This is a genomic window from Bacillus cereus group sp. MYBK245-2, from assembly GCF_051916145.1.
GTDB classification, from domain to species: Bacteria; Bacillota; Bacilli; order Bacillales; family Bacillaceae_G; genus Bacillus_A; species Bacillus_A pacificus.
The window spans coordinates 24,121-48,471 of the sequence record NZ_JBQAGB010000026.1; the positions used below are offsets into that span (position 1 = coordinate 24,121).

Sequence of the window (24,351 nt, forward strand, 5' to 3'; positions counted from 1 at the left end):
ATGTGTAAAATACTATGTCTAACAGTTGGTGATTTTTACATGAACAGGTAAATTCACCACTTTGATCATCAGTAGAAAGTGAGGCAGCATTAGAATGAAAGCAACTGGAATCGTACGTCGAATTGATGATTTAGGTAGGGTAGTAATCCCGAAGGAAATTCGTAGAACTTTACGTATTCGAGAAGGGGACCCACTAGAAATATTTGTAGATCGCGATGGAGAAGTAATTTTAAAGAAATATTCTCCAATTAGCGAGCTAGGTGATTTTGCAAAAGAATATGCAGATGCTTTATATGATAGCTTAGGACATAATGTGCTTGTATGTGATCGAGATTCTATTATCGCAGTATCAGGTGTATCAAAAAAAGAATACTTAAATAAAAGCGTTGGCGATCTAATTGAAAAAACGATGGAAGAAAGAAAGTCTGTTATTATGACGGACGAAAGTGATATTTCCATTATTGATGGTGTAACAGAAAAGGTTCATTCTTATACAGTTGGGCCGATTGTTGCAAATGGAGACCCAATTGGGGCTGTCATTATTTTTTCAAAAGAAGCGATTATAAGCGAAATAGAGCACAAGGCGGTCAATACTGCTGCCAGTTTCTTAGCGAAACAAATGGAACAGTAAAGGTGTATGGTTTTAGAAGTAGCAATCTTTCCTAATTATGATATTTCTTCTTGAGAAATCAATTATTTGGAGATATATGTATATTGAATGAAGGTAGCGCTTTGCTACCTTTTTTCATTGAATATTTCTAGCGTTGCACGAACGTATTCTTACTTGTGTAGGTAAGGAAGCTTGTCCTTTTCTTTATGATATAATACGAGGGGTGAGAATAGAAAAAGGAGTTTTCTTGCATGGAATCGAAGAAGTATCAAGCCTTTTGGCGTGGGGCTATTATATTAACAATCGCAAGTTTTGTTACAAAGGTATTAAGCGCCTTTTACCGTATTCCATATCAAAATATAGCGGGTGACGTTGGTTTTTATATTTACCAACAAATTTATCCATTTTATGGATTTTGTTTAATTTTAGCTACTTATGGGTTCCCTATTATAATTTCAAAAATGGTTGCGGAACGATTAGAGCGAGGGAAAAAACAAGAAGCAGAGGAAATTATTTGTGTATCTTTTTGGTTTTTATTAGGTATTGGTTTCATAGGATTTTTTACATTGTTCTTTGGTGCCGAAGCAATTGCGATAGCTATGGGCGATATACACTTAGATAAGCTATTACGCGTTATTTCCTTTTCATTCATATTGATGCCGTTTTTATCTGTAGCAAGAGGATATTTCCAGGGATTCAATAATATGATGCCAACAGCTGTTTCGCAAGTGATAGAACAAACGATTCGTGTTTCTATTATTGTATTTTTATCTCTATTCCTAATTGCTCACGAATTTGATTTATATACAGTTGGTGCAGGTGCTATGCTCGGTTCAATCGCAGGTGGATTGATTGGGATTATCGTACTTATACTTTATATGCGTCATGACTTTCGTTCTATATTCTTCAAAAGTGTAAAGAGGATTAAAGGGAAAAAGAAGATTATAAAAATCCTGTTTTGGCAGGGGTTAGCGATTTGTGTTAGTAACTTAGTGCTTATTTTTATACAAATGGCTGATTCTATTTCTTTCTATTCTCTACTTATTGGAGCGGGAGAGCCAGCTGAAAGTGCAAAGGTGTTAAAAGGTGTTTATGACAGAAGTATCCCGCTTATGCAATTAGGTACTGTCGTGACAACTTCCTTCTCGTTGTCGCTTATTCCAATTATTACAGCAGCGAAGGAAAGAGGAGATCTTACCTTTATTCGAGAAAAGGTAAGGTTAGCGATGAAAATAACATTTGTTATCGGATTTGCAGCAGCCATTGGATTAACTTGTATTATCCAACCTACGAATATTATGTTGTTTGAAAATAGTGATGGGTCAGATGTTTTATCTATTTTATCTTTATCTATTTTATTTAGTTCATTGTCGATTACAACTGCTTCTATTTTGCAAGGGTTAGGACAAACATTAAAACCAGCAATATTCGTTATATTTGGCGGTTGTTTAAAGTTAGCTTTAAATTATATATTAATGCCATATTTTAGTGTGAAGGGAGCTGCAATTGCGACGCTAGTTGCGTTAATTGTAATTTCTATACTAAATAGTGTATTACTTATGCGAGCTGTATCCGAATCGCTTATCGACAAACGGAATATGTTAGGTGTAGTTATTAGTGGTATCGGTATGGGATTTGTACTAATAATGTTTATGCGTGTATTGCAAATGTCTGGATTAGTGATGGATACAAGTCATAGAGGTGTTGCAACACTTGAGGCGTTGTTAGGTGTAGCCATCGGCGGATTGGCATATATGTTTTTCATTTTAAAATTACGTGTATTTACAAAAGCGGAAATAGGAACCGTTATGAAAAAAGAGAAAAAAGAAGGTTCATTGAAGAAGAGTGGATAGAGGTGGCAGGTTGTGAGTGGAATCATTACTATTTTAGGATTAGGTGCTGGTGAATTAGATCAGTTAACGATGGGTGTATATCGAAAAATAAAAGAAGCAGATCACATGTTTGTTAGAACGAAGGAACATCCCGTTATAGAAGAGTTGGAGAAAGAAGGTATACAATATACTGCCTTTGACAATGTATATGAAGCACATGATACATTTGAAATTGTATATGAAACAATTGCGAATACATTGTTAGAACAAGCTGAAGATACAGAAATCATCTATGCTGTTCCAGGGCATCCGCTTGTAGCGGAAAGAACGGTTCAGCTACTATTGGAAAAAAGTGAAGTAGCGAATGTTGAAGTGCGAATTGAAGGTGGGCAAAGTTTCCTTGATCCTATGTTTGCAAGTCTTAAGATTGATCCGATTGAAGGGTTCCAATTAATTGACGCCACATCATTTGAAAGAGGACAATTAGAATTACGTCAACACTTAATCTTTTGCCAAGTATATGACGCATTCGTTGCATCAGATGTGAAATTAACATTAATGGAGATGCTGCCAGATGATTATGAAGTGTATATCGTAACAGCTGCGGGGACTTCATTTGAGCAAGTGAAAAAGGTGCCGTTGTACATGTTAGATCATGAAACGGAGTTGAATAACTTAACGAGTGTATATGTACCACCAGTTCAGGAACGTGCGTCCTTATATCAACAGTTTGATGTACTTCGAGAAATTATTGCAGACCTTCGTGGTCCAAATGGTTGTCCGTGGGATAAAAAGCAAACACATCAATCTTTAAAGAAGTATTTAATTGAGGAAGCGTATGAAGTGTTAGAAGCAATTGATGAAGAGGATGATGATCACTTAGTAGAAGAACTGGGTGATGTATTATTACAAGTTATGCTTCATGCCCAAATCGGAGAGGACGAAGGTTGGTTCTCTATAGATGATATTATTCGAACTTTATCTGAGAAAATGGTTCGTCGTCATCCGCATGTATTTGGGAATACGGATGTAAATAATGCCGATGAAGTAATTGCCAATTGGGAAGAAATTAAAAAACAAGAAAAAGGGTTTGTAAAAGAATCTGTTTTAAATGGAGTTCCAAAAAGTTTGCCGCAGTTACTACGCGCTTATGAAATCCAGAAAAAAGCTGGTAAGGTTGGTTTCGATTGGGTGGATGTACAGCCGATGATAGAGAAAGCCTTAGAAGAATGGCAAGAGTTCCAACAAGAAGTCGCAAACATGGATGAGGCGAAGATGTTAAGTGAATTTGGCGATTTACTATTTGCGTTTGTTAATATAGCTCGTCATTATAAAATAGATCCAGAAGAAGCGTTACGTTCAACAAATGAGAAATTCGTCAGTCGTTTTTTATACATGGAAGCAAAGGTAGCTGAAATGAATAAAGAGATGCAAGATTTATCATTAGAGCAGTTAGATGTTTTCTGGGAAGAGGCAAAACAAACAGAGCGTTAATAGGGGGATTTAATATGCGTCTAGATAAGTTTTTAAAAGTATCACGTTTAATTAAAAGAAGAACATTGGCGAAAGAAGTAGCTGATCAAGGCAGAATATCCATTAACGGTCAAGTGGCAAAAGCGAGTTCGGATGTGAAAGTAGCTGATGAATTAACAATTCGTTTTGGTCAAAAAATAGTAACTGTAAAAATAAATGAATTGAAAGAAACGACTAAAAAAGAAGATGCAGCAAATATGTATAGCTTAGTTCGTGAAGAAAAAGTAAAGGTCGAAGAAGGCTTGTTCTAAAATCGATTATCCCTTCATACATTACTATTAGCTAGTATAAATGTATGGGGGGATTTACGTGAATAATGGTTACTCACCTATGTCTTCTAATCAACAAAATGTTTCTGTAGAGCATGATATTATTATGCGTGGCAGACGTGTAATTGATATTACCGGTGTAAAGCAGGTAGAGAGTTTTGATAGCGAAGAGTTTTTACTTGAGACTGTAATGGGCTTTTTAACAATTCGTGGTCAAAATTTGCAAATGAAAAATTTAGATGTAGAAAAAGGTGTTGTATCGATTAAAGGGAAAGTTCATGAGATGCTGTATATTGATGAGAATCAAGGGGAGAAAACTAAAGGCTTCTTTAGTAAGTTGTTTAAATGAGTCTAACAATTCAGTTGTATACGATGCTCTCAATGATCGGAATGGGTGCTTGGATTGGAGCGTCTTTAGATACATACCAACGATTTTTAAAACGTCAAGAACGTAAGCGTTGGATTGTATTTATACATGATATACTATTTTGGATTGTCCAAGCATTATTCGTTTTTTACGTATTGCTTCTTGTAAATGAAGCTGAACTACGTATATATGTATTTTTAGCATTATTATGTGGTTTTGCGGCATATCAAAGCATGTTGAAAGCAATATACATGAGACTGTTAAATTTTCTCATCTATATTTTTGTGCAAACAACACACTTTTTTGTTCAAATTATACAGCTACTCATGATAAAACCTGTTATTATTATAGCGCAGCTATTTATTGCATTTATATTATTCTTATTTCGTATACTGCTTTCAATTGGACATGTGTTATGGAAAATGGTGATTTGGATATTACTTTTCATATGGAAAGTTTTTTTCTGGCCTGTTCGATTTATTGCTTCGCTCATATGGAAACTTCTCCCTAATCGTGTTAAACTTTTTATAATGAAGCATGTAGGGTTCCTGCAATATATAGCAAAATTGAAGGGACATATCTTCCAATTATGGGAGCGTATAAAAAAGAAGTTAGGGGGACCTCGGAAATGAGGGAACTGAGACAAAGAACAATCGAAAAACAGAGTCCAAATCCTGTTAAAGAGCATATAATACAAACGGATGAGAACAGGAAGCGACTTTATCGCCGTTTAGCGGTTTTTCTTGTCTTTGCTTTTACAATTATTGCGAGTATTAGTGTAACGTTTTATCAACAAAACAGTTCCATTAAAGCAAAAGAAGCAAAAGTTAAGGACATGAAAAAAGAACTGGATTCATTAACGAACAAAGAAAAGAGTCTAAAAGACGAAGTTCAAAAGTTAAATGATGAAGAGTACGTATTAAAGATTGCTAGAAGGGATTATTTCTTCTCTGGAAAAGGGGAGATAATTTTTCCTGTTTCTAAGTAGAGTATGTCTTATTGACACTATATTTTAGGATTATATATAATAAAGTAAAATTTGACTTTTTAACCACTAAGGAGGAGCATTTTTTTTATGTCAATCGAGGTAGGCAGCAAGTTACAGGGTAAAGTAACAGGTATTACAAATTTTGGGGCTTTTGTGGAGCTGCCAGAAGGCTTAACGGGTCTTGTTCATATTAGTGAAGTTGCTGATAATTATGTGAAAGATATTAACGATCACTTAAAAGTGGGCGACCAAGTAGAAGTAAAAGTTATTAACGTTGAAAAAGATGGTAAGATCGGTCTATCTATTAAAAAAGCGAAAGAGCGTGAAAAAACAGAAGGAGATCGTCCACGTGGTGAATACCAACGCGGTGGTGATCAACAACGTTCTGGACGTCCACAACGTAATCGTTCTTTCAATAGAGATAACCGTGGTGGCGGTAACGACCGCGCTCCAAAAGAAACATTCGAGCAAAAGATGGCACGTTTCTTAAAGGACAGTGAAGATCGTTTAACTTCTTTAAAGCGTAACACTGAATCTAAACGTGGTGGCCGTGGCGCACGTCGCGGATAATAAGAACGTTTAATTCTTAGAATATAGAGAGGTGCCCAGGGCGATTGCTCAGGGTGCTTTTTTATATGTGAAAATATATTTTTAAAAAAGTTTTCAAGATGTGTTGACTTTAAATTATATCTGAGGTAAGATACTAATTGTCCGTTAAATAAGACGACATGGCGGTGTAGCTCAGCTGGCTAGAGCGTACGGTTCATACCCGTGAGGTCGGGGGTTCGATCCCCTCCGCCGCTATATTTAATTTAACGGCCCGTTGGTCAAGTGGTTAAGACACCGCCCTTTCACGGCGGTAACACGGGTTCGAATCCCGTACGGGTCATCTAAAAAGATCATGCAAATGCGCATGATCTTTTTTTGTTAAATAAATTAAGACATACAACACTTCTACAAAATCACCCTATATTTTCTGAATGTTCGATTAAAATATTAAAAATAAAATACATACTGTGTATATATGTAGAGTTATTTCGAATAAAAAGTCGAACGATTATAAAAGTGAAAACTGTTGTTTTGACAAAAATCCCAATAATCATCTTTTATAATGACAGTAATTAAACTATGCAGGTGGTGTTAAAAATATGCCTAAAGCAGGAAGGAATACTATGAATACAAGTGCATTGGCAATGAATGAAGGTCAGCTTGGAGGAGTAAAGTGGACGAGTAAGTTGCGAATGAAGTTTGAGCAAGTTTTCTTTAGATGGGGATTTATTATTGTTGTTATTGGTTTTCTTTTGGGACGAGCATATATATTAACAAACATTTTACCGTTTGCACTGCCGTTTTTTGCTGCTGTTTATGTTATGAAGCGGGATAAAATGCCGCTCGCGTTCTTGGCTCTAATGGGGGGCGCACTTTCAGTTTCGATAGATAATTTATTCTTTACCTTTGCATCTATTTTTACTTTCTTCATTTATAATATCTTCTTTAGTCGGTTTACACGTAAAACTGTTGGACTTGTACCATTCCAAGTATTTATCTCCGCATTAACTGCACATTTAGTTGTCGTATATTTTGCACAACAAACTGTTACCATGTACGATTTACTCGTTAGTACGATTGAGGCAGGGCTTAGCTTCGTATTAACTATGATATTTTTACAAAGTGTCCCGCTTTTAGTAGAAAGAAAAGGGAAACAACAAGCGTTAGAGACAGAAGAAATTGTTTGTTTAATTATATTACTAGCATCTGTTTTAACTGGTACAACAGATTGGTTCATATATGACGCTTCTATTCAACATATTTTTACTAGGTATTTAGTGCTTGTGTTTGCGTTTATCGCAGGAGCGGCTACAGGATCTACAGTAGGGGTCGTCACTGGGTTAATATTAAGCTTAGCAAATGTCTCTAGTTTGTCCCAACTTAGTCTGCTTGCTTTTTCTGGATTGCTTGGTGGTTTGTTAAAAGAAGGGAAACGCTTAGGTGTTAGTTTAGGTTTATTAATTGGGACAAGCTTGATTACGCTATATGTAGACAAGCAAACAAACATTGTGACAACTTTAATTGAATCTGGTGTGGCGATTGCTTTCTTTTTATTAACACCGAAACTTGTTATGGATCGTATTGCTAAATTTATGCCAGGTACACAGGAGCATTCGCAAGATCAACAACAGTATTTAAGAAGGATGCGTGATGTTACAGCGAATAAAATCAATCAATTTGCCAATGTATTTGCTGCTTTATCTAATAGCTTTTCTGTATATGGATATGTGGAGGAGGAAGATAAAGAGACGGAGGCAGATTTGTTTTTAAGTACAATTACTGCAAAAACATGTCAAACATGTTTTAAAAAGGACCAATGCTGGGTAGTTAATTTCGATAAAACGTACGATTATATGAAACAAATAATGAGCGAAACAGAAGAAGGAACTCTGCAGCATAATCGGAAGTTAGTTCGTGAATGGGACAAGCATTGTGTGAGAGGAAAGAAAGTGACGGATTTAGTAGCAGGTGAATTAGATCACTTCTATGAGGGACAAAAATTACGAAAACAAATGAAAGAAAATCGTAGAATAGTAGCAGAGCAATTGTTAGGTGTATCAAAAGTTATGGAGGATTTTGCCAAGGAGATACAAAGGGAAAGAGAAAATCATCAAGTACAGGAAGAGCAGATTCTGCAAGCATTTCGTGATTTTGGTGTAGAAATAGAGCATGTTGATATTTATTGTTTAGATAGAGGAAGTATTGATATTGAAATGTTGATTCCAGTTGCATCTAATGAACATGGAGAGTGTGAAAAATTAGTTGCACCAATGCTTTCTGATATCCTGAAGGAAAACATAGTTGTGAAACATGAAGAAAAATCTTCTTATCCGAACGGCCACAGTTTAATATCATTTGGTTCAGCAAAAACGTATTCCCTTGATACCGGCTTGGCCACAGCCGCGAAAGGCGGTGGGTTTGTTTCGGGTGATTCTTATGCAATGATGGATTTAAGTGTTGGGAAATATGCCCTTGCAATTAGTGATGGCATGGGAAATGGGCAAAGAGCTCATATGGAGAGTAAAGAAACAGTGAAATTATTACAAAAAATACTTCAGTCAGGCATTGATGAGGAGATAGCGATTAAATCTATTAACTCTATTCTTTCTTTAAGAACAACAGAAGAGATGTTTACGACATTAGACTTAGCTATGGTAGATTTGCGGGATGCGAGTGCGAAGTTTTTAAAGATTGGATCGACGCCGAGTTTTGTTAAACGCGCAAATAATATTTTGAAAATTGAAGCAAGTAATTTACCAATGGGAATTATTGAGGATGTTGAAGTTGATGTAGTGGGTGAGCAATTAAAAACAGGTGATATTCTTATTATGATGAGTGATGGGATTTTTGAGGGCGCGCAGCATGTGGAGAATCATGAATTATGGATGAAGCGGAAAATTAAAGAATTACAAACTGAAGATCCGCAAGAAATTGCTGATATCATTATGGAAGAGGTGATTCGATCTGGCGATGGTTATATAAATGATGATATGACTATTGTAGTAGCGAAAGTGAAGAAAAATATGCCGAAGTGGGCTACCATTCCAATTGTAGGAATGCAAGCGCAATAAAGTGAAACTTGAAATATGATGTTTCTTTCTAAAAACCTAGGTGGATGCCTAGGTTTTTTGCTTTAAAAGATAATATTATTATTTTTGTGAATATGTACGAATGATGTAAGATAAAAATGTAATTTTTGTATATCTTTTTTTTGCACAATGTTTGTAAAAGTTGTACCATTATAAACAAGGTAACTAACGTTGCTGTTCTTGTTTAATGAAAGGTGATTACGAAGTTGAAAGATACATTTGTTGAAAAGGTAGATGACTTTGTAAAGCAGCATGATGTATTAAAGGAACGCTCAACAATTGTTGTAGGTGTTTCTGGTGGTCCTGACTCTGTGGCTCTTCTATATTATTTGTTAGAAAAAAGAGCAGCAAAACAGTTTGAGATTGTAGTGGCGCATGTGGATCATATGTTTCGAGGTGATGAATCTCATGAGGACCTACAGTTTGTGCAAGACCTTTGTAAAGAGCTAGGAGTTATTTGCGAAACGATAAGGATTAATGTGTCGCAATATCAACAGCAATACGGGATGAATGCACAAGTTGCTGCTAGAGAATGCAGATATGCATTTTTGGAAAGAATAATGAAGAAATATGATGCGAGGTATGTAGCTCTTGGACATCATGGTGATGATCAAGTAGAGACAATTTTAATGCGCCTTGTACGAGGGAGTACTCCGAAAGGATATGCAGGCATTGCAGTGAAGCGTCCTTTTCATAATGGGTATTTAATTAGGCCGTTACTTGGAGTAACGAAGGAAGAGATTGTTGATTACTGTCATAAGTTAAAAATAATTCCTCGTATAGATCCAAGTAATAAAAAGGAAGTATATACAAGGAATCGATTACGTAAATATGTTCTTCCTCATTTGAAAGAAGAAAATCCACAAGTGCATGAGAAATTCCAAAAATTTAGCATGCAGATGCAAGAGGATGAGGCGTATTTGCAGGAATTAGCTTTTGAGAAAATGAATAAAGTAATTACCAAAAAAAGTGATAAACAAATTAGCTTATCAATTCCTGCCTTTGAATCCATGTCTATGCCTTTACAAAGAAGAGGGATTCAACTAATATTAAACTATCTTTATGAATATAAGATTCCATCTTCTCTTTCCTCTATACATATTGACAAAGTGATTGAGTTTTTTAAGCGGACACAACCTTCGGGTTCACTTGATTTCCCAGGTGATTTAAAAATTGTTCGCGCATACGAGGAGTGCAGCTTTGGATTTAAACAAGAAATTGTTTCCCCTTTTTTACAAGATTTATCAGTGCCCGGGACAATTACGCTATCGAACGGGGATAAGCTTGTAACAGAGGTGAGCGAAGATATACCAAGTAACATGAATGAAACAGTTTTTGTTGCTAAGTATAATGATATATCATATCCACTTCGTATTCGTTCTAGAGAAAATGGAGATCGCATGTCAATACAAGGTATGAATGGCACCAAAAAGATAAAAGCTATTTTTATCGAAGCGAAAGTACCAAGAGAAAAAAGAGAAGAATGGCCGGTCGTTTGTGATGCAAGAGGGAATGTTATTTGGTTACCCTTGTTGAAGCGATCTGCATTTGCTATCTCGAAAGAGACAGCAAAGAAGGATAAATATATGATTATTCACTACAAAAGCAAGGAGTCTTCCGGGAGGATAATGAAATGATGAATCAAGATATCGAAAAAGTATTAATTTCTGAAGAGCAAATACAAGAAAAGGTGCTCGAATTAGGCGCAATTATTGCAGAGGATTATAAAAATACAGTACCTCTTGCGATTGGTGTACTAAAGGGTGCAATGCCATTCATGGCAGATTTATTAAAGAGAACAGATACATATCTTGAAATGGATTTTATGGCTGTATCTAGTTACGGTCACTCAACTGTTTCAACAGGCGAAGTGAAAATTTTAAAAGACCTTGATACTTCTGTAGAAGGTCGCGATATTTTAATCGTTGAAGATATTATTGATAGTGGTCTTACGCTAAGCTACTTAGTAGACCTATTTAAATATCGTAAAGCGAAGTCTGTAAAAATTGTTACGTTATTAGATAAACCAACAGGCCGTAAGGTAGATTTGAAAGCGGATTATGTTGGATTTACTGTACCGCATGAATTTGTTGTAGGGTATGGATTAGATTATAAAGAGCAGTACCGTAATCTTCCTTATGTAGGAGTATTAAAACCAAGCGTTTACTCAAATTAATTAAATACAGGCGTCACAATTGTATAGGAAAGTTTTTCTATGTTACGATTTACTATAGTGTTTATGCCGTGAGAGGAGGTTAGGAATGAATCGTATCTTCCGTAATACCATCTTTTATTTACTGATATTCCTAGTAGTAATTGGAATCGTGAGCTATTTTAATGGTTCGACACAAAAAACGACATCAGTTAGCTACGATAAATTCATTACTAAACTAGAAAAAGGTGAAGTTCGTAATGTGCAACTTCAACCGAAAAATGGTGTGTTTGAGGTAAAAGGACAATTTAACAACTCTAGCCAAGGAGAACAATTTGTTACTTACGCACCAAATACTGAGGAATTACAAAAGAAAATTAATGACAAAGCGCAAGGTGCTGAAGTTAAGTATCAACCAGCAGAAGAAACAAGTGCTTGGGTAACATTCTTTACTTCTATCATTCCGTTTGTTATTATCTTCATTTTATTCTTCTTCTTGTTAAACCAAGCTCAGGGCGGCGGTAGCCGTGTTATGAACTTCGGGAAAAGTAAGGCGAAGTTATATAATGACGAAAAGAAAAAGGTTCGTTTCAGAGATGTTGCTGGGGCGGATGAAGAGAAACAAGAGCTTGTTGAGGTAGTTGAATTCTTGAAAGATCCTCGTAAGTTCGCTGAAGTTGGTGCCCGTATTCCGAAGGGTGTTCTATTAGTTGGACCTCCAGGTACAGGTAAAACTTTATTAGCACGTGCTGTTGCAGGTGAGGCAGGCGTTCCGTTCTTCTCTATCAGTGGTTCTGACTTCGTAGAGATGTTCGTCGGTGTCGGTGCATCACGTGTACGTGATTTATTCGAAAATGCAAAGAAAAATGCTCCTTGTATCATTTTCATTGATGAAATTGATGCAGTAGGACGTCAACGTGGTGCGGGTCTTGGTGGTGGCCATGATGAGCGCGAGCAAACGTTGAACCAATTACTTGTTGAAATGGATGGCTTCGGTGCAAACGAAGGTATTATTATCATCGCTGCGACAAACCGTCCTGATATTCTTGACCCAGCATTATTACGTCCAGGTCGTTTTGACCGTCAAATTACAGTAGATCGTCCAGATGTAAATGGCCGTGAAGCTGTACTGAAAGTACATGCTCGTAATAAACCGCTTGATGAGAATATCAACTTAAGAGCAATTGCAACTCGTACACCGGGATTCTCTGGTGCCGATCTTGAAAACTTATTAAACGAAGCTGCGTTAGTAGCTGCGCGTCAAGATAAGAAGAAAATTGATATGAGTGACATTGATGAAGCAACGGATCGTGTTATTGCAGGTCCGGCTAAGAAAAGTCGTGTTATCTCTGAAAAAGAACGTAATATCGTTGCTTTCCATGAAGCAGGCCATACTGTAATTGGTGTTGTTCTTGATGAAGCAGATGTCGTTCATAAAGTAACAATTGTCCCTCGTGGTCAAGCTGGTGGATATGCAGTAATGCTTCCGAAAGAAGATCGTTACTTCATGACAAAGCCAGAGTTACTTGATAAAATTACTGGTTTACTTGGTGGTCGAGTAGCCGAGGAGATTGTATTTGGTGAAGTGAGTACAGGTGCTCACAACGACTTCCAACGTGCGACTGGCATTGCAAGACGTATGGTAACGGAATTTGGTATGAGTGATAAGCTTGGACCAATGCAATTTGGTAGCTCACAAGGTGGTCAAGTGTTCTTAGGAAGAGACTTCCATTCAGAACAAAACTACAGTGATGCAATTGCACACGACATCGATGTGGAAATGCAAACGATTATGAAAGAATGTTATGCTCGTGCAAAAGACATTCTTACTGAAAATCGTGATAAGTTAGATCTTATTGCAAAAACGTTACTTGAAGTAGAAACGTTAGATGCTGAGCAAATCAATCATTTATGTGATTATGGCAGATTGCCAGAACGTCCAACATCTTCAGCTGATGTGAAAGTAAACATCAACATGAAGAAGGATGATGAAGAATCAGAAGATAAGTAAGAAATGAAGGAGTGACGGTGGTCACTCCTTTTTTTATTTGTGTAACGAAATGAAGTAGAAAAAGAATTTAAATAAATCTGGTATTAAAAATTGAAATAGGGAGTAATCTTTTTGTAAAATGATGAGGACAGAAAAGCTGATTATATAAGTATGTGTGATATGATGTTTTTATAAGTTTTATACATACTGCACAAATATAGATTAAATAAGATAAGTGGTGAGAATATGATTTTTGTATTGGATGTAGGGAACACAAATGCTGTACTGGGCGTGTTTGAAGAGGGGGAACTTCGTCAACATTGGCGCATGGAAACAGATCGTCATAAGACAGAAGATGAATATGGAATGCTTGTAAAACAGTTGCTTGAGCATGAGGGTCTTTCGTTTGAAGATGTGAAAGGTATTATCGTGTCTTCAGTCGTACCACCAATTATGTTTGCTTTAGAGCGCATGTGTGAAAAGTATTTTAAAATTAAGCCGCTTGTAGTAGGCCCTGGAATAAAAACGGGGCTAAATATTAAATATGAAAATCCACGTGAAGTAGGTGCGGATCGAATCGTAAATGCAGTAGCAGGAATTCACTTATATGGAAGTCCGCTTATTATTGTCGATTTTGGTACGGCTACTACATATTGTTATATTAACGAAGAAAAGCATTATATGGGTGGCGTTATTACACCGGGAATTATGATTTCAGCAGAGGCTTTATATAGTAGAGCGGCAAAACTTCCTCGTATTGAAATTACAAAACCAAGCAGTGTTGTTGGGAAGAATACGGTAAGTGCGATGCAATCTGGTATTCTTTATGGTTATGTTGGACAAGTGGAAGGTATTGTTAAGCGCATGAAAGAGGAAGCTAAACAAGAACCAAAAGTTATTGCAACAGGTGGATTAGCGAAATTAATTTCAGAAGAATCGAATGTAATTGATGTTGTAGATCCATTTTTAACATTAAAAGGTTTGTATATGTTATATGAGCGTAATGCAAATTTACAGCATGAGAAAGGTGAATAAATAAATATGAAAGATTATTTAGTAAAAGCGTTAGCGTTTGATGGTGAAGTGCGTGCGTATAGTGTACGTACTACAAATACGGTAAGTGAGGCGCAAAGACGTCATGATACATGGAGAACAGCTTCAGCAGCACTTGGTCGTTCTTTAACTGCAGGTACAATGATGGGTGCAATGTTAAAAGGTGACCAAAAGCTAACGATTAAGGTAGAAGGTAATGGCCCGATTGGTCCGATCTTAGTAGATGCTCATGCAAATGGGGATGTGCGTGGTTATGTAACGAATCCACATGTTGACTTTGAAGGAACAGAACAAGGGAAATTACGTGTATATCAGGCGGTAGGTACTGAAGGATTTGTAACGGTAATTAAAGATATTGGTATGCGTGAGCCGTTTATTGGTCAATCTCCAATTGTTTCAGGAGAATTAGGAGAAGACTTCACGTATTATTTTGCAGTTTCTGAGCAGACGCCTTCTTCTGTAGGTGTTGGTGTCCTTGTAAATGGAGATGATAGCATATTAGCAGCGGGTGGATTTATTCTTCAAATTATGCCAGGTGCACAGGAAGAAACAATTTCATTCATTGAAGAGCGTTTACAGAAGATTCCTCCTGTATCAACATTGATCGAACAAGGGCTTTCTCCAGAAGAGTTACTGTATGCAGTCCTTGGAGAAGATAAGGTAAAAGTATTAGAAACGATGGATGTTCAATTTAATTGCACATGCTCTCGCGAACGTATCGAGAGTGTGTTAATTAGTTTAGGTAAAACGGAGTTAGAGCAAGTTCGTGAAGAAGAAGAAGAAACAGAAGTTCATTGTCATTTCTGTAATGAGCGATACAAGTTCTCTAAAGAAGACATTACAAATTTAATTGAGAATTTGTAATAAGGCAATTCCCCCTCTAAATACATTGACAAACAGGGAATTTTCTGACAAAATCTAAATATAGATAAAACCAATAAAAATACTCGGTGTTAGGAGTGACAGGAATGCGAGTGGCACAATCAGTTTCAGAATTAATCGGGAAAACGCCGATCGTTAAGTTGAACCGCATCGTAGAATCAGACAGCGCAGATATATACTTAAAATTAGAATTTATGAATCCAGGGAGCAGTGTTAAAGATCGTATCGCATTAGCTATGATTGAAGATGCTGAGAAAAAAGGATTATTAAAAGAAGGCGATACAATCATTGAACCGACAAGTGGTAACACGGGAATTGGTTTAGCGATGGTAGCGGCTGCTAAAGGATATAAGGCAATTTTAGTAATGCCAGAAACAATGAGTATTGAACGTCGTAATTTATTACGTGCTTACGGTGCGGAATTAGTATTGACTCCAGGGCCTGAAGGAATGGGTGGAGCAATTCGTAAAGCGACTGAATTAGCAAAAGAGAATGGTTACTTTATACCACAACAGTTCAAAAACCAATCGAATCCAGAAATTCACCGTTTAACAACAGGTCCAGAAATTGTTGAACAAATGGGCGACCAATTAGATGCGTTTATTGCAGGTATTGGTACGGGTGGAACGATTACTGGTGCTGGTGAAGTGCTGAAGGAAGCGTATAAAGATATTAAAATTTATGCAGTAGAACCTGCGGATTCACCAGTATTATCCGGTGGGAAACCAGGTCCACATAAAATCCAAGGAATTGGGGCTGGATTTATCCCAGAGACATTGGATGTAGAAGTATATGATGAAATTGTTCAAGTGAAAACGGAGCAAGCGTTTGAATATGCAAGAAGAGTGGCGAAAGAGGAAGGTATTCTAGTTGGTATCTCTTCTGGAGCAGTTATTTATGCAGCAACAGAAATTGCGAAAAAGTTAGGCAAAGGGAAAAAGGTACTTGTTATTATCCCAAGTAACGGTGAACGTTATTTAAGTACACCACTTTATCAATTTGAGTCTTAATTATATGTGATTGAAAAAGCATCCTTGAAAAAGGATGCTTTTTCTTTTTGGATTGGAAATAGGAAAAGAGTGAATGACTAGAAAACTTCATGTAAAATAAGAGGTAGTATAATTAATTTATTTTCACTAGCCCTCGAGTATAATCATTCTCCATATACATAACACATGTAGTTTGAAATGATTAATCTAAGAGGGTGGGATAAAAGAAGACGGGGTGTTGATATGCAACGAAGAAAATCTTTAGCGCTTTCTATTCCATATCAGTTAGATTTCTTTAAGCAATATAAATTTCTTTCTAAGGATAAACCGCAACATATTTTGTTAGAGAGTGGGCGTGGCGGTCGTTATAACATTGTGGGGTTAAACCCGGTAGCGGTAATCCGAGGGAAGGGTGAAACGTTACATATAAGTGAAAGTGGTAAGGAAACAATAAAGCAAGGAAACCCATTAGATTTAATGCAGGAATATATGGAGCGATGGAAAACGGATTATAATCCGGAATACCCGCCTTTTCAAGGTGGTGCAATTGGTTATTTTAGTTATGATTGCATCCGTTATATTGAAAAACTTCCTTCTCTTGCGGAGGATGATATTAATATACCTGATATATTCTTTTTATTATTTGATGATGTGTTTGTGTATGATCAAGAAGAAAAAGTATTATGGATTATTACACATTATGCAGATAAGCATGAAGAGGCAAAAGAACGATTAAATGAATGGAAGGTTCTTTGGACGACAGAAGCGCCAGAAGTGACTATGCCGTTTGCGTGCCCTGAAAAGAAAAGTGAAGCAGTTGCTTTTACTGAAGAAGGTTTTATGAAGGCAGTTGAATGTATTCAAGAATATATTGGTGCTGGTGATGTGTTCCAAGTGAACTTGTCAACAAGACAAGAAAGAACGTTACAAACACATCCATTAGAAATTTATACAAGTCTTCGCGAAATTAATCCATCTCCATATATGGGTTACTTGGAGCTTGGGGATTTTCAAATTGTTAGTGGATCGCCGGAGTTGCTAATTAAGAAACAAGGAGCTGAAGTAAGTACAAGACCAATTGCTGGAACGAGATCTAGAGGGGCGAATGAGCAAGAGGATGAAGAGTTGGCAAGAGAATTAATTGAGAATGAAAAGGAACGAGCAGAGCATGTCATGCTTGTAGATTTAGAACGAAATGATTTAGGGCGTGTTTGTAAATATGGAACTGTAGAAGTAGATGAATTTATGGTAATTGAGAAATACTCACACGTTATGCATATTGTTTCTAATGTGCGTGGTGAGGTGGAAGAAGATAAAGACGCTTTTGATTTAGTGAAGGCTGTATTCCCTGGAGGGACAATTACTGGTGCCCCGAAAATACGTACGATGGAAATTATTGAAGAACTAGAACCTGTTCGCCGAGGGATTTATACAGGTTCAATTGGTTGGATTGGTTATTCTGGAGATACAGAATTGAATATTGTGATTAGGACACTTCTTGCTAAAGATGGAAAAGCACATGTACAAGCGGGAGCGGGAATTGTAATTGATTCAAATCCGGAAAATGAATATAAAGAGTCGTTAAAAAAGGCGATTGCTTTATGGCGTGCAAAAGAACGTAGCGAAGAAACGGTTAGGTGAGAGAAATGATATTAATGATTGATAATTATGATTCTTTTACATTTAATTTAGTGCAGTTTCTTGGAGAACTTGGACAAGAGCTTGTTGTTAAACGTAACGATGAAGTGACTATTTCAGATATTGAGAATATGAAACCAGACTTTTTAATGATTTCGCCAGGTCCATGTAGTCCGAATGAGGCAGGGATTAGTATGGAGGTTATTCGATACTTTGCTGGAAAGATTCCGATTTTTGGGGTTTGTCTAGGGCATCAATCTATTGCGCAAGTGTTTGGTGGAGAGGTTGTCCGTGCAGAGCGATTAATGCATGGGAAAACATCGCTTATGCATCATGATGAGAAGACGATTTTTTCGGATATCCCTAATCCATTTACTGCGACGCGCTATCATTCCCTTATTGTTAAGAAAGAGACATTACCGGAGTGCTTAGAGGTAACATCTTGGACGGAAGAAGGGGAAATTATGGCGCTCCGTCATACAACATTACCGATTGAAGGTGTACAGTTCCATCCGGAATCTATTATGACTTCTCACGGAAAAGAGTTGTTGCAGAATTTCATTCGTAAATATAGTCCAAGTGTGACATCATGTTAATTTACGTAAATGGTCAGTATGTAGAAGCGAGTGAAGCGAGAATTTCGCCGTATGACCACGGTTATTTATATGGACTTGGAGTTTTCGAGACGTTTCGTATTTATAATGGTCATCCTTTCTTATTGGATGATCATTATGACCGTTTAATAGATGCGCTGGATACGTTGCAAATTAAATGGTCGATGACGAAAGATGAAGTAATACTTATTTTGAAGAATTTACTCGTTAAGAATAAATTAGAGCATGCGTATGTCCGTTTTAATGTATCGGCGGGTATAGATGAAATTGGATTGCAAACAGAAATGTATGAAGAGCCGTCTATTATTGTTTTTATAAAACCTTTAGCGGCCCCGGGAGATGTAGTGGAAAAAGAAGGGGTTGTCTTAAATCAAGTGAGAAATACACCAGAGGGTGCATCTCGCTTGAAGTCTCACCATTATTTAAATAACATTTTGGGGAAACGCGAAATAGGCAATGTTGTGAATAAGGAAGGTATTTTCCTTACTGAAACAGGTTATGTTGCAGAGGGCATTGTTTCGAATCTCTTTTTTGTAAAAGGTGATATTTTATATACACCTTCTTTAAAAACGGGGATTTTAAATGGTATCACTCGTGCGTTTATTATAAAGGTTGCTGAAAAGATGGGTATAGAAGTAAAGGAAGGTCTCTTTACAAAAGATGAATTACTTTCAGCCGATGAAGTCTTCGTAACAAACTCGATTCAAGAAATTGTTCCGCTTAATCGTATAGAGGGGCGAGATTTCCCGGGTAAAGTAGGTGTGGTTACAAAAAGGTTTATGGATCTTTATGAAATGCAAAGAGAGAAATTGTGGAGCAGAAATGAATTACGAAGAGGAGATGTGTAGTTTGAAGTGGGATTATGACTTGCGCTGTGGCGAATATACATTGAACTTAAATGAAAAAACGTTAATTATGGGGATTTTAAATGTAACACCAGATTCGTTTTCTGATGGTGGGAGTTACAACGAGGTAGATGCTGCAGTGCGCCATGCGAAAGAAATGCGAGAAGAAGGTGCTCATATTATTGATATTGGTGGCGAATCTACTCGTCCGGGCTTTGCTAAAGTATCGGTGGAAGAAGAAATAAAACGAGTTGTTCCAATGATTCAGGCTGTTTCAAAAGAGGTGAAATTGCCTATTTCTATCGACACGTATAAAGCGGAAGTTGCAAAACAAGCAATTGAAGCTGGTGCTCATATTATTAATGATATTTGGGGAGCGAAGGCGGAACCAAAAATCGCTGAAGTTGCAGCTCATTACGATGTACCTATTATCTTAATGCATAATCGCGATAATATGAATTATCGTAATTTAATGGCTGATATAATTGCTGACTTATATGACAGTATTAAAATTGCTAAAGATGCTGGCGTGCGAGATGAGAATATCATTTTAGACCCAGGTATCGGTTTTGCTAAAACGCCTGAACAAAATTTAGAAGCGATGCGTAATTTAGAACAGTTAAACGTACTAGGTTATCCAGTTCTCTTAGGTACTTCGAGAAAGTCCTTTATTGGGCATGTGCTAGATTTACCGATAGAAGAACGTCTTGAGGGGACGGGAGCTACCGTTTGTCTTGGTATTGAAAAGGGTTGTGAGTTTGTTCGTGTTCATGATGTGAAGGAAATGGCGCGTATGGCTAAGATGATGGATGCGATGATTGGTAAGGGGGTAAAGTAATTGGATAAAATTTATATTCATGATATGGAGTTTTACGGTTATCATGGTGTATTCCCAGAGGAAAATAAATTGGGCCAGAGATTTAAAGTGGACTTAACGGTGGAATTGGATTTGAAACAAGCAGGAGAAAGTGATGACTTAGAGCAGTCTGTTAATTATGGAGAGCTTTTCGAGTTATGTAGGAAAGTTGTAGAAGATAGAACATATAAGCTTGTAGAGAGCATTGCTGAAAATATTGCTACAGATATATTGAAACAATATGAGAGTATTTCAAGATGTACGATAAAGGTAATTAAACCAGATCCGCCGATACCGGGACATTATCGTGCTGTAGCGGTAGAAATTACGAGAGAACGTCCATGAATAATATAGCTTACATTGCATTAGGTTCAAATATTGGAGAACGTTATACGTATTTAACTGAAGCGATTCAGTTTCTGAATAAAAATCCTTATATCAAAGTTGAGGATGTTTCGTCTGTATATGAGACGGAACCGGTTGGCTATACTGACCAAAGTTGCTTTTTGAATTTAGTTATAAAAATTTCTACCAATTTATCACCGCAAGAATTATTGAAAGTAACGCAAAAAGTAGAAAATGATCTAGGAAGAAAAAGGGAAATTAGGTGGGGACCTAGGACTATCGACCTTGACATTTTACTATATAATCAAGAAAATATTGAAGCAGAGAATCTTATTGTTCCGCATCCGCGGATGTTCGAAAGAGCTTTTGTTATCGTTCCGTTGTTAGAGATTAATCAAGATATAAAACAAAACATTTCACGTTCACAAGTAGAAGAAATGAAAAGGCGAGAGGGAGTAACGGTATGGAAGCAGAAAAATGGGGAAGACGCATTCGTGCTTTTCGAAAACTAAAAGGTTATACGCAAGAAGGTTTTGCAAAAGAATTAGGGGTATCTGTATCTGTTTTAGGTGAAGTTGAGCGAGGGAATCGATCGCCTTCCCAAGACTTTGTAGTGGAAGTTGCTAAAGCATTAAAGGTCTCGATAGATGAGCTAATGCCAAAGTGACCATGAAGGAAGGAGTAAATCGAGTGTTAAAAATCGCAAATATTGAGATGAAAAATCCGGTTGTATTAGCACCGATGGCGGGAGTGTGTAACTCTGCATTCCGTTTGACAGTAAAAGAATTCGGTGCAGGCCTAGTTTGTGCTGAAATGGTAAGTGATAAGGCGATACTACTGAACAATAAAAGAACATTAGATATGCTATATATTGATGAGAGAGAAAAGCCATTAAGTTTACAAATTTTTGGTGGCGAGAAAGAAACTCTTGTAGATGCTGCGAAATACGTAGATCAATATACGACAGCAGACATCATTGATATTAATATGGGGTGCCCAGTACCAAAAATCGTTAAGTGTGATGCAGGAGCAAAGTGGCTTTTAGACCCAAATAAAATATATGAAATGGTAGCGGCAGTTGTAGATGCTGTAGAAAAACCAGTTACAGTTAAAATGCGTATTGGTTGGGATGAGGATCATATTTTCGCAATCGAGAATGCGAAGGCTGTTGAGCGTGCTGGTGGACAAGCGGTAGCGGTTCATGGGCGCACACGAGTACAAATGTATGAAGGAAAAGCGGATTGGGATATTATTAAACAAGTAAAGCAAGCTGTAAATATCCCGGTTATCGGAAATGGTGATGTCGCAACGCCACAAGATGCAAAGCGTATGCTTGATGAAATCGGTGTAGATGGTGTTATGATTGGCCGCGCTGCCCTTGGAGATCCATGGATGATTTATCGTACGGTAAAGTATTTAGAGACGGGTGAATTAATGCCAGAACCGACAGTACGTGAGAAAATTGACGTATGTATGTTGCATCTAGATCGTCTGATCGATTTAAAGAATGAAAATGTCGCTGTAAGAGAGATGAGAAAGCACGCAGCTTGGTATTTAAAGGGCATTCGTGGTAATGCAACTGTACGTAATGGTATCAATGCTTGTAATACGCGTGAAGACTTAGCGAATGTATTAGGTACATTTGTAGAAGAAGTAGAAGCGAAACAACAAACAATTCACGTTGGTTAATAATAGGAAGGGAAGATTGACATTCTTCTATACACTTCCTATAATTACGTGAAAGAAAGAAGAACTGCCAGTTAGTTGCTGGCAGTTTTTCTAGTTGAGTAGAAAATGCTATACTGTATATATTGTAAAAATTAATAGAGCTGGAGTGATATCAATACCATGGATAACATGAACCACGAAGAATTAAACGACCAATTGCTTGTTCGTCGTGAAAAGCTACATAACTTACGTGAGCAAGGGATCGATCCGTTCGGTAAACGTTTTGAACGTACAAATGCAACAAATGAATTATTAAGCCTATATGGAGAGTTCTCTAAAGAAGAATTAGAGGAGAAAGAAATCTCTGTTTCTATCGCTGGTCGTATTATGACAAAACGCGGTAAAGGAAAAGCTGGATTTGCGCATATTCAAGATTTACATGGACAAGTTCAAATTTACGTTCGTAAAGATGCTGTTGGAGATGAAGAGTACGAATTATTTAAAACAGCAGATTTAGGTGACTTAGTAGGTATTGAAGGTAAAGTTTTCAAAACGAACGTTGGAGAACTTTCGGTGAAAGCAACGGGCTTTACGCTATTAACGAAATCTCTTCGTCCATTACCGGATAAATATCATGGACTAAAAGATGTTGAACAACGCTACCGTCAACGTTACTTAGACTTAATTACAAGTATGGAAAGCCGTGAAACATTTGTTACTCGCAGTAAAATCATTCGTGAAATGAGAAGATACTTAGATGACAATGGTTATCTTGAAGTGGAAACACCTATGATGCACGCAATTGCAGGTGGAGCTTCTGCGCGTCCTTTCATCACGCACCATAATGCGTTAGATATGGAATTATATATGCGTATCGCAATTGAACTTCATTTAAAACGCCTTATTGTGGGTGGATTAGAAAAAGTTTATGAAATCGGCCGTGTATTCCGTAACGAGGGTGTATCAACTCGTCATAATCCCGAGTTTACGATGATTGAATTATATGAAGCGTATGCTGATTATAAAGATATTATGAAACTAACAGAAAATATGGTTGCTCATATCGCGAAGCAAGTACTAGGTACAACAACAATCCAGTATGGTGACTATGAAATTAATCTAGAACCAGAATGGACACGTCTTCATATGGTGGATGCAATTAAAGAACATTCTGGAGCAGATTTCTGGAATCCGATGAGTGTAGAAGAAGCGCGTGAACTTGCAAAAGAACATAATGTAGAAATTAAGGATACAATGGAAGTTGGTCATATTATTAATGAATTCTTCGAACAAAAAGTAGAAGATAAATTAATCCAACCAACATTTATTTACGGTCATCCGGTAGAAATTTCGCCACTTGCGAAAAAGAATGACGAAGATCCACGATTCACAGATCGTTTCGAATTATTTATTGTTGCACGTGAACATGCAAATGCATTCACTGAATTAAATGATCCAATCGATCAGAAAGAACGTTTTGAAGCACAATTAAAAGAACGCGAACAAGGTAATGATGAAGCTCACATGATGGATGATGATTATATTGAAGCTCTTGAGTATGGTATGCCTCCTACAGGTGGACTAGGAATTGGTATTGATCGTCTTGTTATGTTATTAACGAATGCACCATCTATTCGTGACGTACTATTATTCCCTGCTATGCGTCATAAACAAGACTAAGCTTTGGAGATTTCTCCAAAGCTTTTTTTATTTGAGTATGAACGTGGGGCATTAGATGTCGATGTTGGGAGAAATTATATTTATATAGAAGAAAAGTGCTGTTTTTATACTTTTTTACTAAGTTAAAAATTTTATTAGAAAAACTATTGCATTTTAATAATCAAACTGGTATATTTATATTCGTTGCCACGAAAGGTAACAAGCAAAACAAACGAAAAACAACTTATTGAAAAAAGTTGTTGACGAAAATATAACAAAATGTTATATTAATAAAGTCGCTTCTGAGCGACGAAGTAGTTCTTTGAAAACTGAACGAAACAAACAACGTGAAACGTCAATTTTTATTTTATGATGCTAGACAAACTAACTTTATTGGAGAGTTTGATCCTGGCTCAGGATGAA

General features: G+C 36.9%; 24 protein-coding genes and 2 tRNA genes. All 26 read left to right on the forward strand.

Annotation, left to right across the window (positions count from 1 at the left end; genetic code table 11):
• Window positions 1-94: 94 nt before the first annotated feature.
• The 26 genes from spoVT (at window position 95) to lysS (ending at window position 23,949) form a co-directional block, all read left to right on the forward strand.
• The gene (gene spoVT / locus ACTFRN_RS26885) at window positions 95-631 is read left to right on the forward strand and encodes a stage V sporulation protein T (protein WP_000648302.1); all 537 of its coding nucleotides are present in this window, start codon (window positions 95-97) and stop codon (window positions 629-631) included.
• Window positions 632-861: 230 nt separating this feature from the next.
• The gene (locus tag ACTFRN_RS26890; RefSeq protein WP_000444152.1) at window positions 862-2,463 is read left to right on the forward strand and encodes a putative polysaccharide biosynthesis protein; all 1,602 of its coding nucleotides are present in this window, start codon (window positions 862-864) and stop codon (window positions 2,461-2,463) included.
• Between the two features lie 12 nt (window positions 2,464-2,475).
• On the forward strand, window positions 2,476-3,936 hold the full coding sequence (gene mazG, locus ACTFRN_RS26895; RefSeq protein ID WP_000014256.1) for a nucleoside triphosphate pyrophosphohydrolase: 1,461 nt from the start codon (window positions 2,476-2,478) through the stop codon (window positions 3,934-3,936).
• Window positions 3,937-3,950: 14 nt separating this feature from the next.
• The gene (locus ACTFRN_RS26900) at window positions 3,951-4,226 is read left to right on the forward strand and encodes an RNA-binding S4 domain-containing protein (RefSeq protein ID WP_014893381.1); all 276 of its coding nucleotides are present in this window, start codon (window positions 3,951-3,953) and stop codon (window positions 4,224-4,226) included.
• Between the two features lie 58 nt (window positions 4,227-4,284).
• The gene (yabP, locus tag ACTFRN_RS26905; RefSeq protein ID WP_001059101.1) at window positions 4,285-4,593 is read left to right on the forward strand and encodes a sporulation protein YabP; all 309 of its coding nucleotides are present in this window, start codon (window positions 4,285-4,287) and stop codon (window positions 4,591-4,593) included.
• Window positions 4,590-5,243 (forward strand): spore cortex biosynthesis protein YabQ, encoded by a 654-nt coding sequence (gene yabQ / locus ACTFRN_RS26910; protein ID WP_000059762.1) that lies wholly within the window; start codon window positions 4,590-4,592, stop codon window positions 5,241-5,243. The genes yabP and yabQ overlap by 4 nt, the downstream gene beginning before the upstream one ends.
• A complete protein-coding gene (gene divIC / locus ACTFRN_RS26915) occupies window positions 5,240-5,599 on the forward strand; it encodes a cell division protein DivIC (protein WP_001208736.1) in 360 nt (119 codons plus the stop codon). Before yabQ ends, divIC begins: the two co-directional genes overlap by 4 nt.
• Window positions 5,600-5,686: 87 nt before the next feature.
• On the forward strand, window positions 5,687-6,169 hold the full coding sequence (locus tag ACTFRN_RS26920) for a S1 domain-containing RNA-binding protein (RefSeq protein WP_000021452.1): 483 nt from the start codon (window positions 5,687-5,689) through the stop codon (window positions 6,167-6,169).
• Window positions 6,170-6,329: 160 nt separating this feature from the next.
• Window positions 6,330-6,403 (forward strand) — tRNA-Met (locus ACTFRN_RS26925).
• A 13-nt stretch (window positions 6,404-6,416) separates the two neighbouring features.
• Window positions 6,417-6,488: transfer RNA gene (locus tag ACTFRN_RS26930), tRNA-Glu, on the forward strand.
• Between the two features lie 259 nt (window positions 6,489-6,747).
• Complete coding sequence (gene spoIIE, locus ACTFRN_RS26935) at window positions 6,748-9,219, forward strand: stage II sporulation protein E (RefSeq protein ID WP_001123528.1); 2,472 nt, start codon at window positions 6,748-6,750, stop codon at window positions 9,217-9,219.
• Between the two features lie 224 nt (window positions 9,220-9,443).
• Window positions 9,444-10,874 (forward strand): tRNA lysidine(34) synthetase TilS, encoded by a 1,431-nt coding sequence (gene tilS, locus ACTFRN_RS26940; protein ID WP_000655454.1) that lies wholly within the window; start codon window positions 9,444-9,446, stop codon window positions 10,872-10,874.
• Window positions 10,871-11,413, forward strand: a complete 543-nt coding sequence (gene hpt, locus ACTFRN_RS26945; RefSeq protein ID WP_000981838.1) for a hypoxanthine phosphoribosyltransferase — start codon at window positions 10,871-10,873, stop codon at window positions 11,411-11,413. The genes tilS and hpt overlap by 4 nt, the downstream gene beginning before the upstream one ends.
• An 85-nt stretch (window positions 11,414-11,498) precedes the next feature.
• Window positions 11,499-13,400, forward strand: a complete 1,902-nt coding sequence (gene ftsH, locus ACTFRN_RS26950) for an ATP-dependent zinc metalloprotease FtsH (protein WP_001079658.1) — start codon at window positions 11,499-11,501, stop codon at window positions 13,398-13,400.
• Window positions 13,401-13,625: 225 nt separating this feature from the next.
• The gene (locus ACTFRN_RS26955; protein WP_000578367.1) at window positions 13,626-14,414 is read left to right on the forward strand and encodes a type III pantothenate kinase; all 789 of its coding nucleotides are present in this window, start codon (window positions 13,626-13,628) and stop codon (window positions 14,412-14,414) included.
• A 6-nt stretch (window positions 14,415-14,420) separates the two neighbouring features.
• The gene (gene hslO, locus ACTFRN_RS26960) at window positions 14,421-15,296 is read left to right on the forward strand and encodes a redox-regulated molecular chaperone HslO (protein WP_000656366.1); all 876 of its coding nucleotides are present in this window, start codon (window positions 14,421-14,423) and stop codon (window positions 15,294-15,296) included.
• A gap of 104 nt (window positions 15,297-15,400) precedes the next feature.
• Window positions 15,401-16,324 (forward strand): cysteine synthase A, encoded by a 924-nt coding sequence (cysK, locus tag ACTFRN_RS26965; protein WP_001261701.1) that lies wholly within the window; start codon window positions 15,401-15,403, stop codon window positions 16,322-16,324.
• A 222-nt stretch (window positions 16,325-16,546) separates the two neighbouring features.
• On the forward strand, window positions 16,547-17,944 hold the full coding sequence (gene pabB / locus ACTFRN_RS26970) for an aminodeoxychorismate synthase component I (RefSeq protein ID WP_001189685.1): 1,398 nt from the start codon (window positions 16,547-16,549) through the stop codon (window positions 17,942-17,944).
• 5 nt (window positions 17,945-17,949) lie between these two features.
• On the forward strand, window positions 17,950-18,537 hold the full coding sequence (gene pabA / locus ACTFRN_RS26975) for an aminodeoxychorismate/anthranilate synthase component II (protein WP_000602301.1): 588 nt from the start codon (window positions 17,950-17,952) through the stop codon (window positions 18,535-18,537).
• On the forward strand, window positions 18,531-19,403 hold the full coding sequence (gene pabC / locus ACTFRN_RS26980) for an aminodeoxychorismate lyase (RefSeq protein WP_000909878.1): 873 nt from the start codon (window positions 18,531-18,533) through the stop codon (window positions 19,401-19,403). The genes pabA and pabC overlap by 7 nt, the downstream gene beginning before the upstream one ends.
• Complete coding sequence (gene folP / locus ACTFRN_RS26985) at window positions 19,378-20,238, forward strand: dihydropteroate synthase (RefSeq protein ID WP_041184479.1); 861 nt, start codon at window positions 19,378-19,380, stop codon at window positions 20,236-20,238. Before pabC ends, folP begins: the two co-directional genes overlap by 26 nt.
• Entirely contained in the window at window positions 20,239-20,601 is a 363-nt protein-coding gene (gene folB, locus ACTFRN_RS26990) for a dihydroneopterin aldolase (protein WP_000358060.1), read from the forward strand.
• Complete coding sequence (gene folK / locus ACTFRN_RS26995) at window positions 20,598-21,113, forward strand: 2-amino-4-hydroxy-6-hydroxymethyldihydropteridine diphosphokinase (protein WP_001059445.1); 516 nt, start codon at window positions 20,598-20,600, stop codon at window positions 21,111-21,113. Before folB ends, folK begins: the two co-directional genes overlap by 4 nt.
• The gene (locus ACTFRN_RS27000; RefSeq protein ID WP_000387027.1) at window positions 21,065-21,268 is read left to right on the forward strand and encodes a helix-turn-helix domain-containing protein; all 204 of its coding nucleotides are present in this window, start codon (window positions 21,065-21,067) and stop codon (window positions 21,266-21,268) included. The genes folK and ACTFRN_RS27000 overlap by 49 nt, the downstream gene beginning before the upstream one ends.
• 23 nt (window positions 21,269-21,291) lie before the next feature.
• Entirely contained in the window at window positions 21,292-22,290 is a 999-nt protein-coding gene (gene dusB, locus ACTFRN_RS27005) for a tRNA dihydrouridine synthase DusB (RefSeq protein WP_000912258.1), read from the forward strand.
• Window positions 22,291-22,449: 159 nt separating this feature from the next.
• Window positions 22,450-23,949, forward strand: coding sequence for a lysine--tRNA ligase (gene lysS / locus ACTFRN_RS27010; RefSeq protein ID WP_000369678.1), 1,500 nt, complete (start codon window positions 22,450-22,452; stop codon window positions 23,947-23,949).
• Window positions 23,950-24,351: the final 402 nt, after the last annotated feature.

Excerpts from the sequence above, each read along its gene's own strand:
- yabQ (WP_000059762.1), top strand. The coding sequence starts at position 4,590 with ATGAGTCTAACAATTCAGTTGTATACGATGCTCTCAATGATCGGAATG.
- pabA (WP_000602301.1), top strand. The coding sequence starts at position 17,950 with ATGATATTAATGATTGATAATTATGATTCTTTTACATTTAATTTAGTG.
- pabC (WP_000909878.1), top strand. The coding sequence starts at position 18,531 with ATGTTAATTTACGTAAATGGTCAGTATGTAGAAGCGAGTGAAGCGAGA.
- cysK (WP_001261701.1), top strand. The coding sequence starts at position 15,401 with ATGCGAGTGGCACAATCAGTTTCAGAATTAATCGGGAAAACGCCGATC.
- folP (WP_041184479.1), top strand. The coding sequence starts at position 19,378 with ATGAATTACGAAGAGGAGATGTGTAGTTTGAAGTGGGATTATGACTTG.
- lysS (WP_000369678.1), top strand. The coding sequence starts at position 22,450 with ATGGATAACATGAACCACGAAGAATTAAACGACCAATTGCTTGTTCGT.
- hpt (WP_000981838.1), top strand. The coding sequence starts at position 10,871 with ATGATGAATCAAGATATCGAAAAAGTATTAATTTCTGAAGAGCAAATA.
- pabB (WP_001189685.1), top strand. The coding sequence starts at position 16,547 with ATGCAACGAAGAAAATCTTTAGCGCTTTCTATTCCATATCAGTTAGAT.
- spoVT (WP_000648302.1), top strand. The coding sequence starts at position 95 with ATGAAAGCAACTGGAATCGTACGTCGAATTGATGATTTAGGTAGGGTA.
- spoIIE (WP_001123528.1), top strand. The coding sequence starts at position 6,748 with ATGCCTAAAGCAGGAAGGAATACTATGAATACAAGTGCATTGGCAATG.
- hslO (WP_000656366.1), top strand. The coding sequence starts at position 14,421 with ATGAAAGATTATTTAGTAAAAGCGTTAGCGTTTGATGGTGAAGTGCGT.
- divIC (WP_001208736.1), top strand. The coding sequence starts at position 5,240 with ATGAGGGAACTGAGACAAAGAACAATCGAAAAACAGAGTCCAAATCCT.
- ACTFRN_RS26890 (WP_000444152.1), top strand. The coding sequence starts at position 862 with ATGGAATCGAAGAAGTATCAAGCCTTTTGGCGTGGGGCTATTATATTA.
- folK (WP_001059445.1), top strand. The coding sequence starts at position 20,598 with ATGAATAATATAGCTTACATTGCATTAGGTTCAAATATTGGAGAACGT.
- ftsH (WP_001079658.1), top strand. The coding sequence starts at position 11,499 with ATGAATCGTATCTTCCGTAATACCATCTTTTATTTACTGATATTCCTA.
- ACTFRN_RS26955 (WP_000578367.1), top strand. The coding sequence starts at position 13,626 with ATGATTTTTGTATTGGATGTAGGGAACACAAATGCTGTACTGGGCGTG.
- ACTFRN_RS27000 (WP_000387027.1), top strand. The coding sequence starts at position 21,065 with ATGGAAGCAGAAAAATGGGGAAGACGCATTCGTGCTTTTCGAAAACTA.
- ACTFRN_RS26900 (WP_014893381.1), top strand. The coding sequence starts at position 3,951 with ATGCGTCTAGATAAGTTTTTAAAAGTATCACGTTTAATTAAAAGAAGA.
- ACTFRN_RS26920 (WP_000021452.1), top strand. The coding sequence starts at position 5,687 with ATGTCAATCGAGGTAGGCAGCAAGTTACAGGGTAAAGTAACAGGTATT.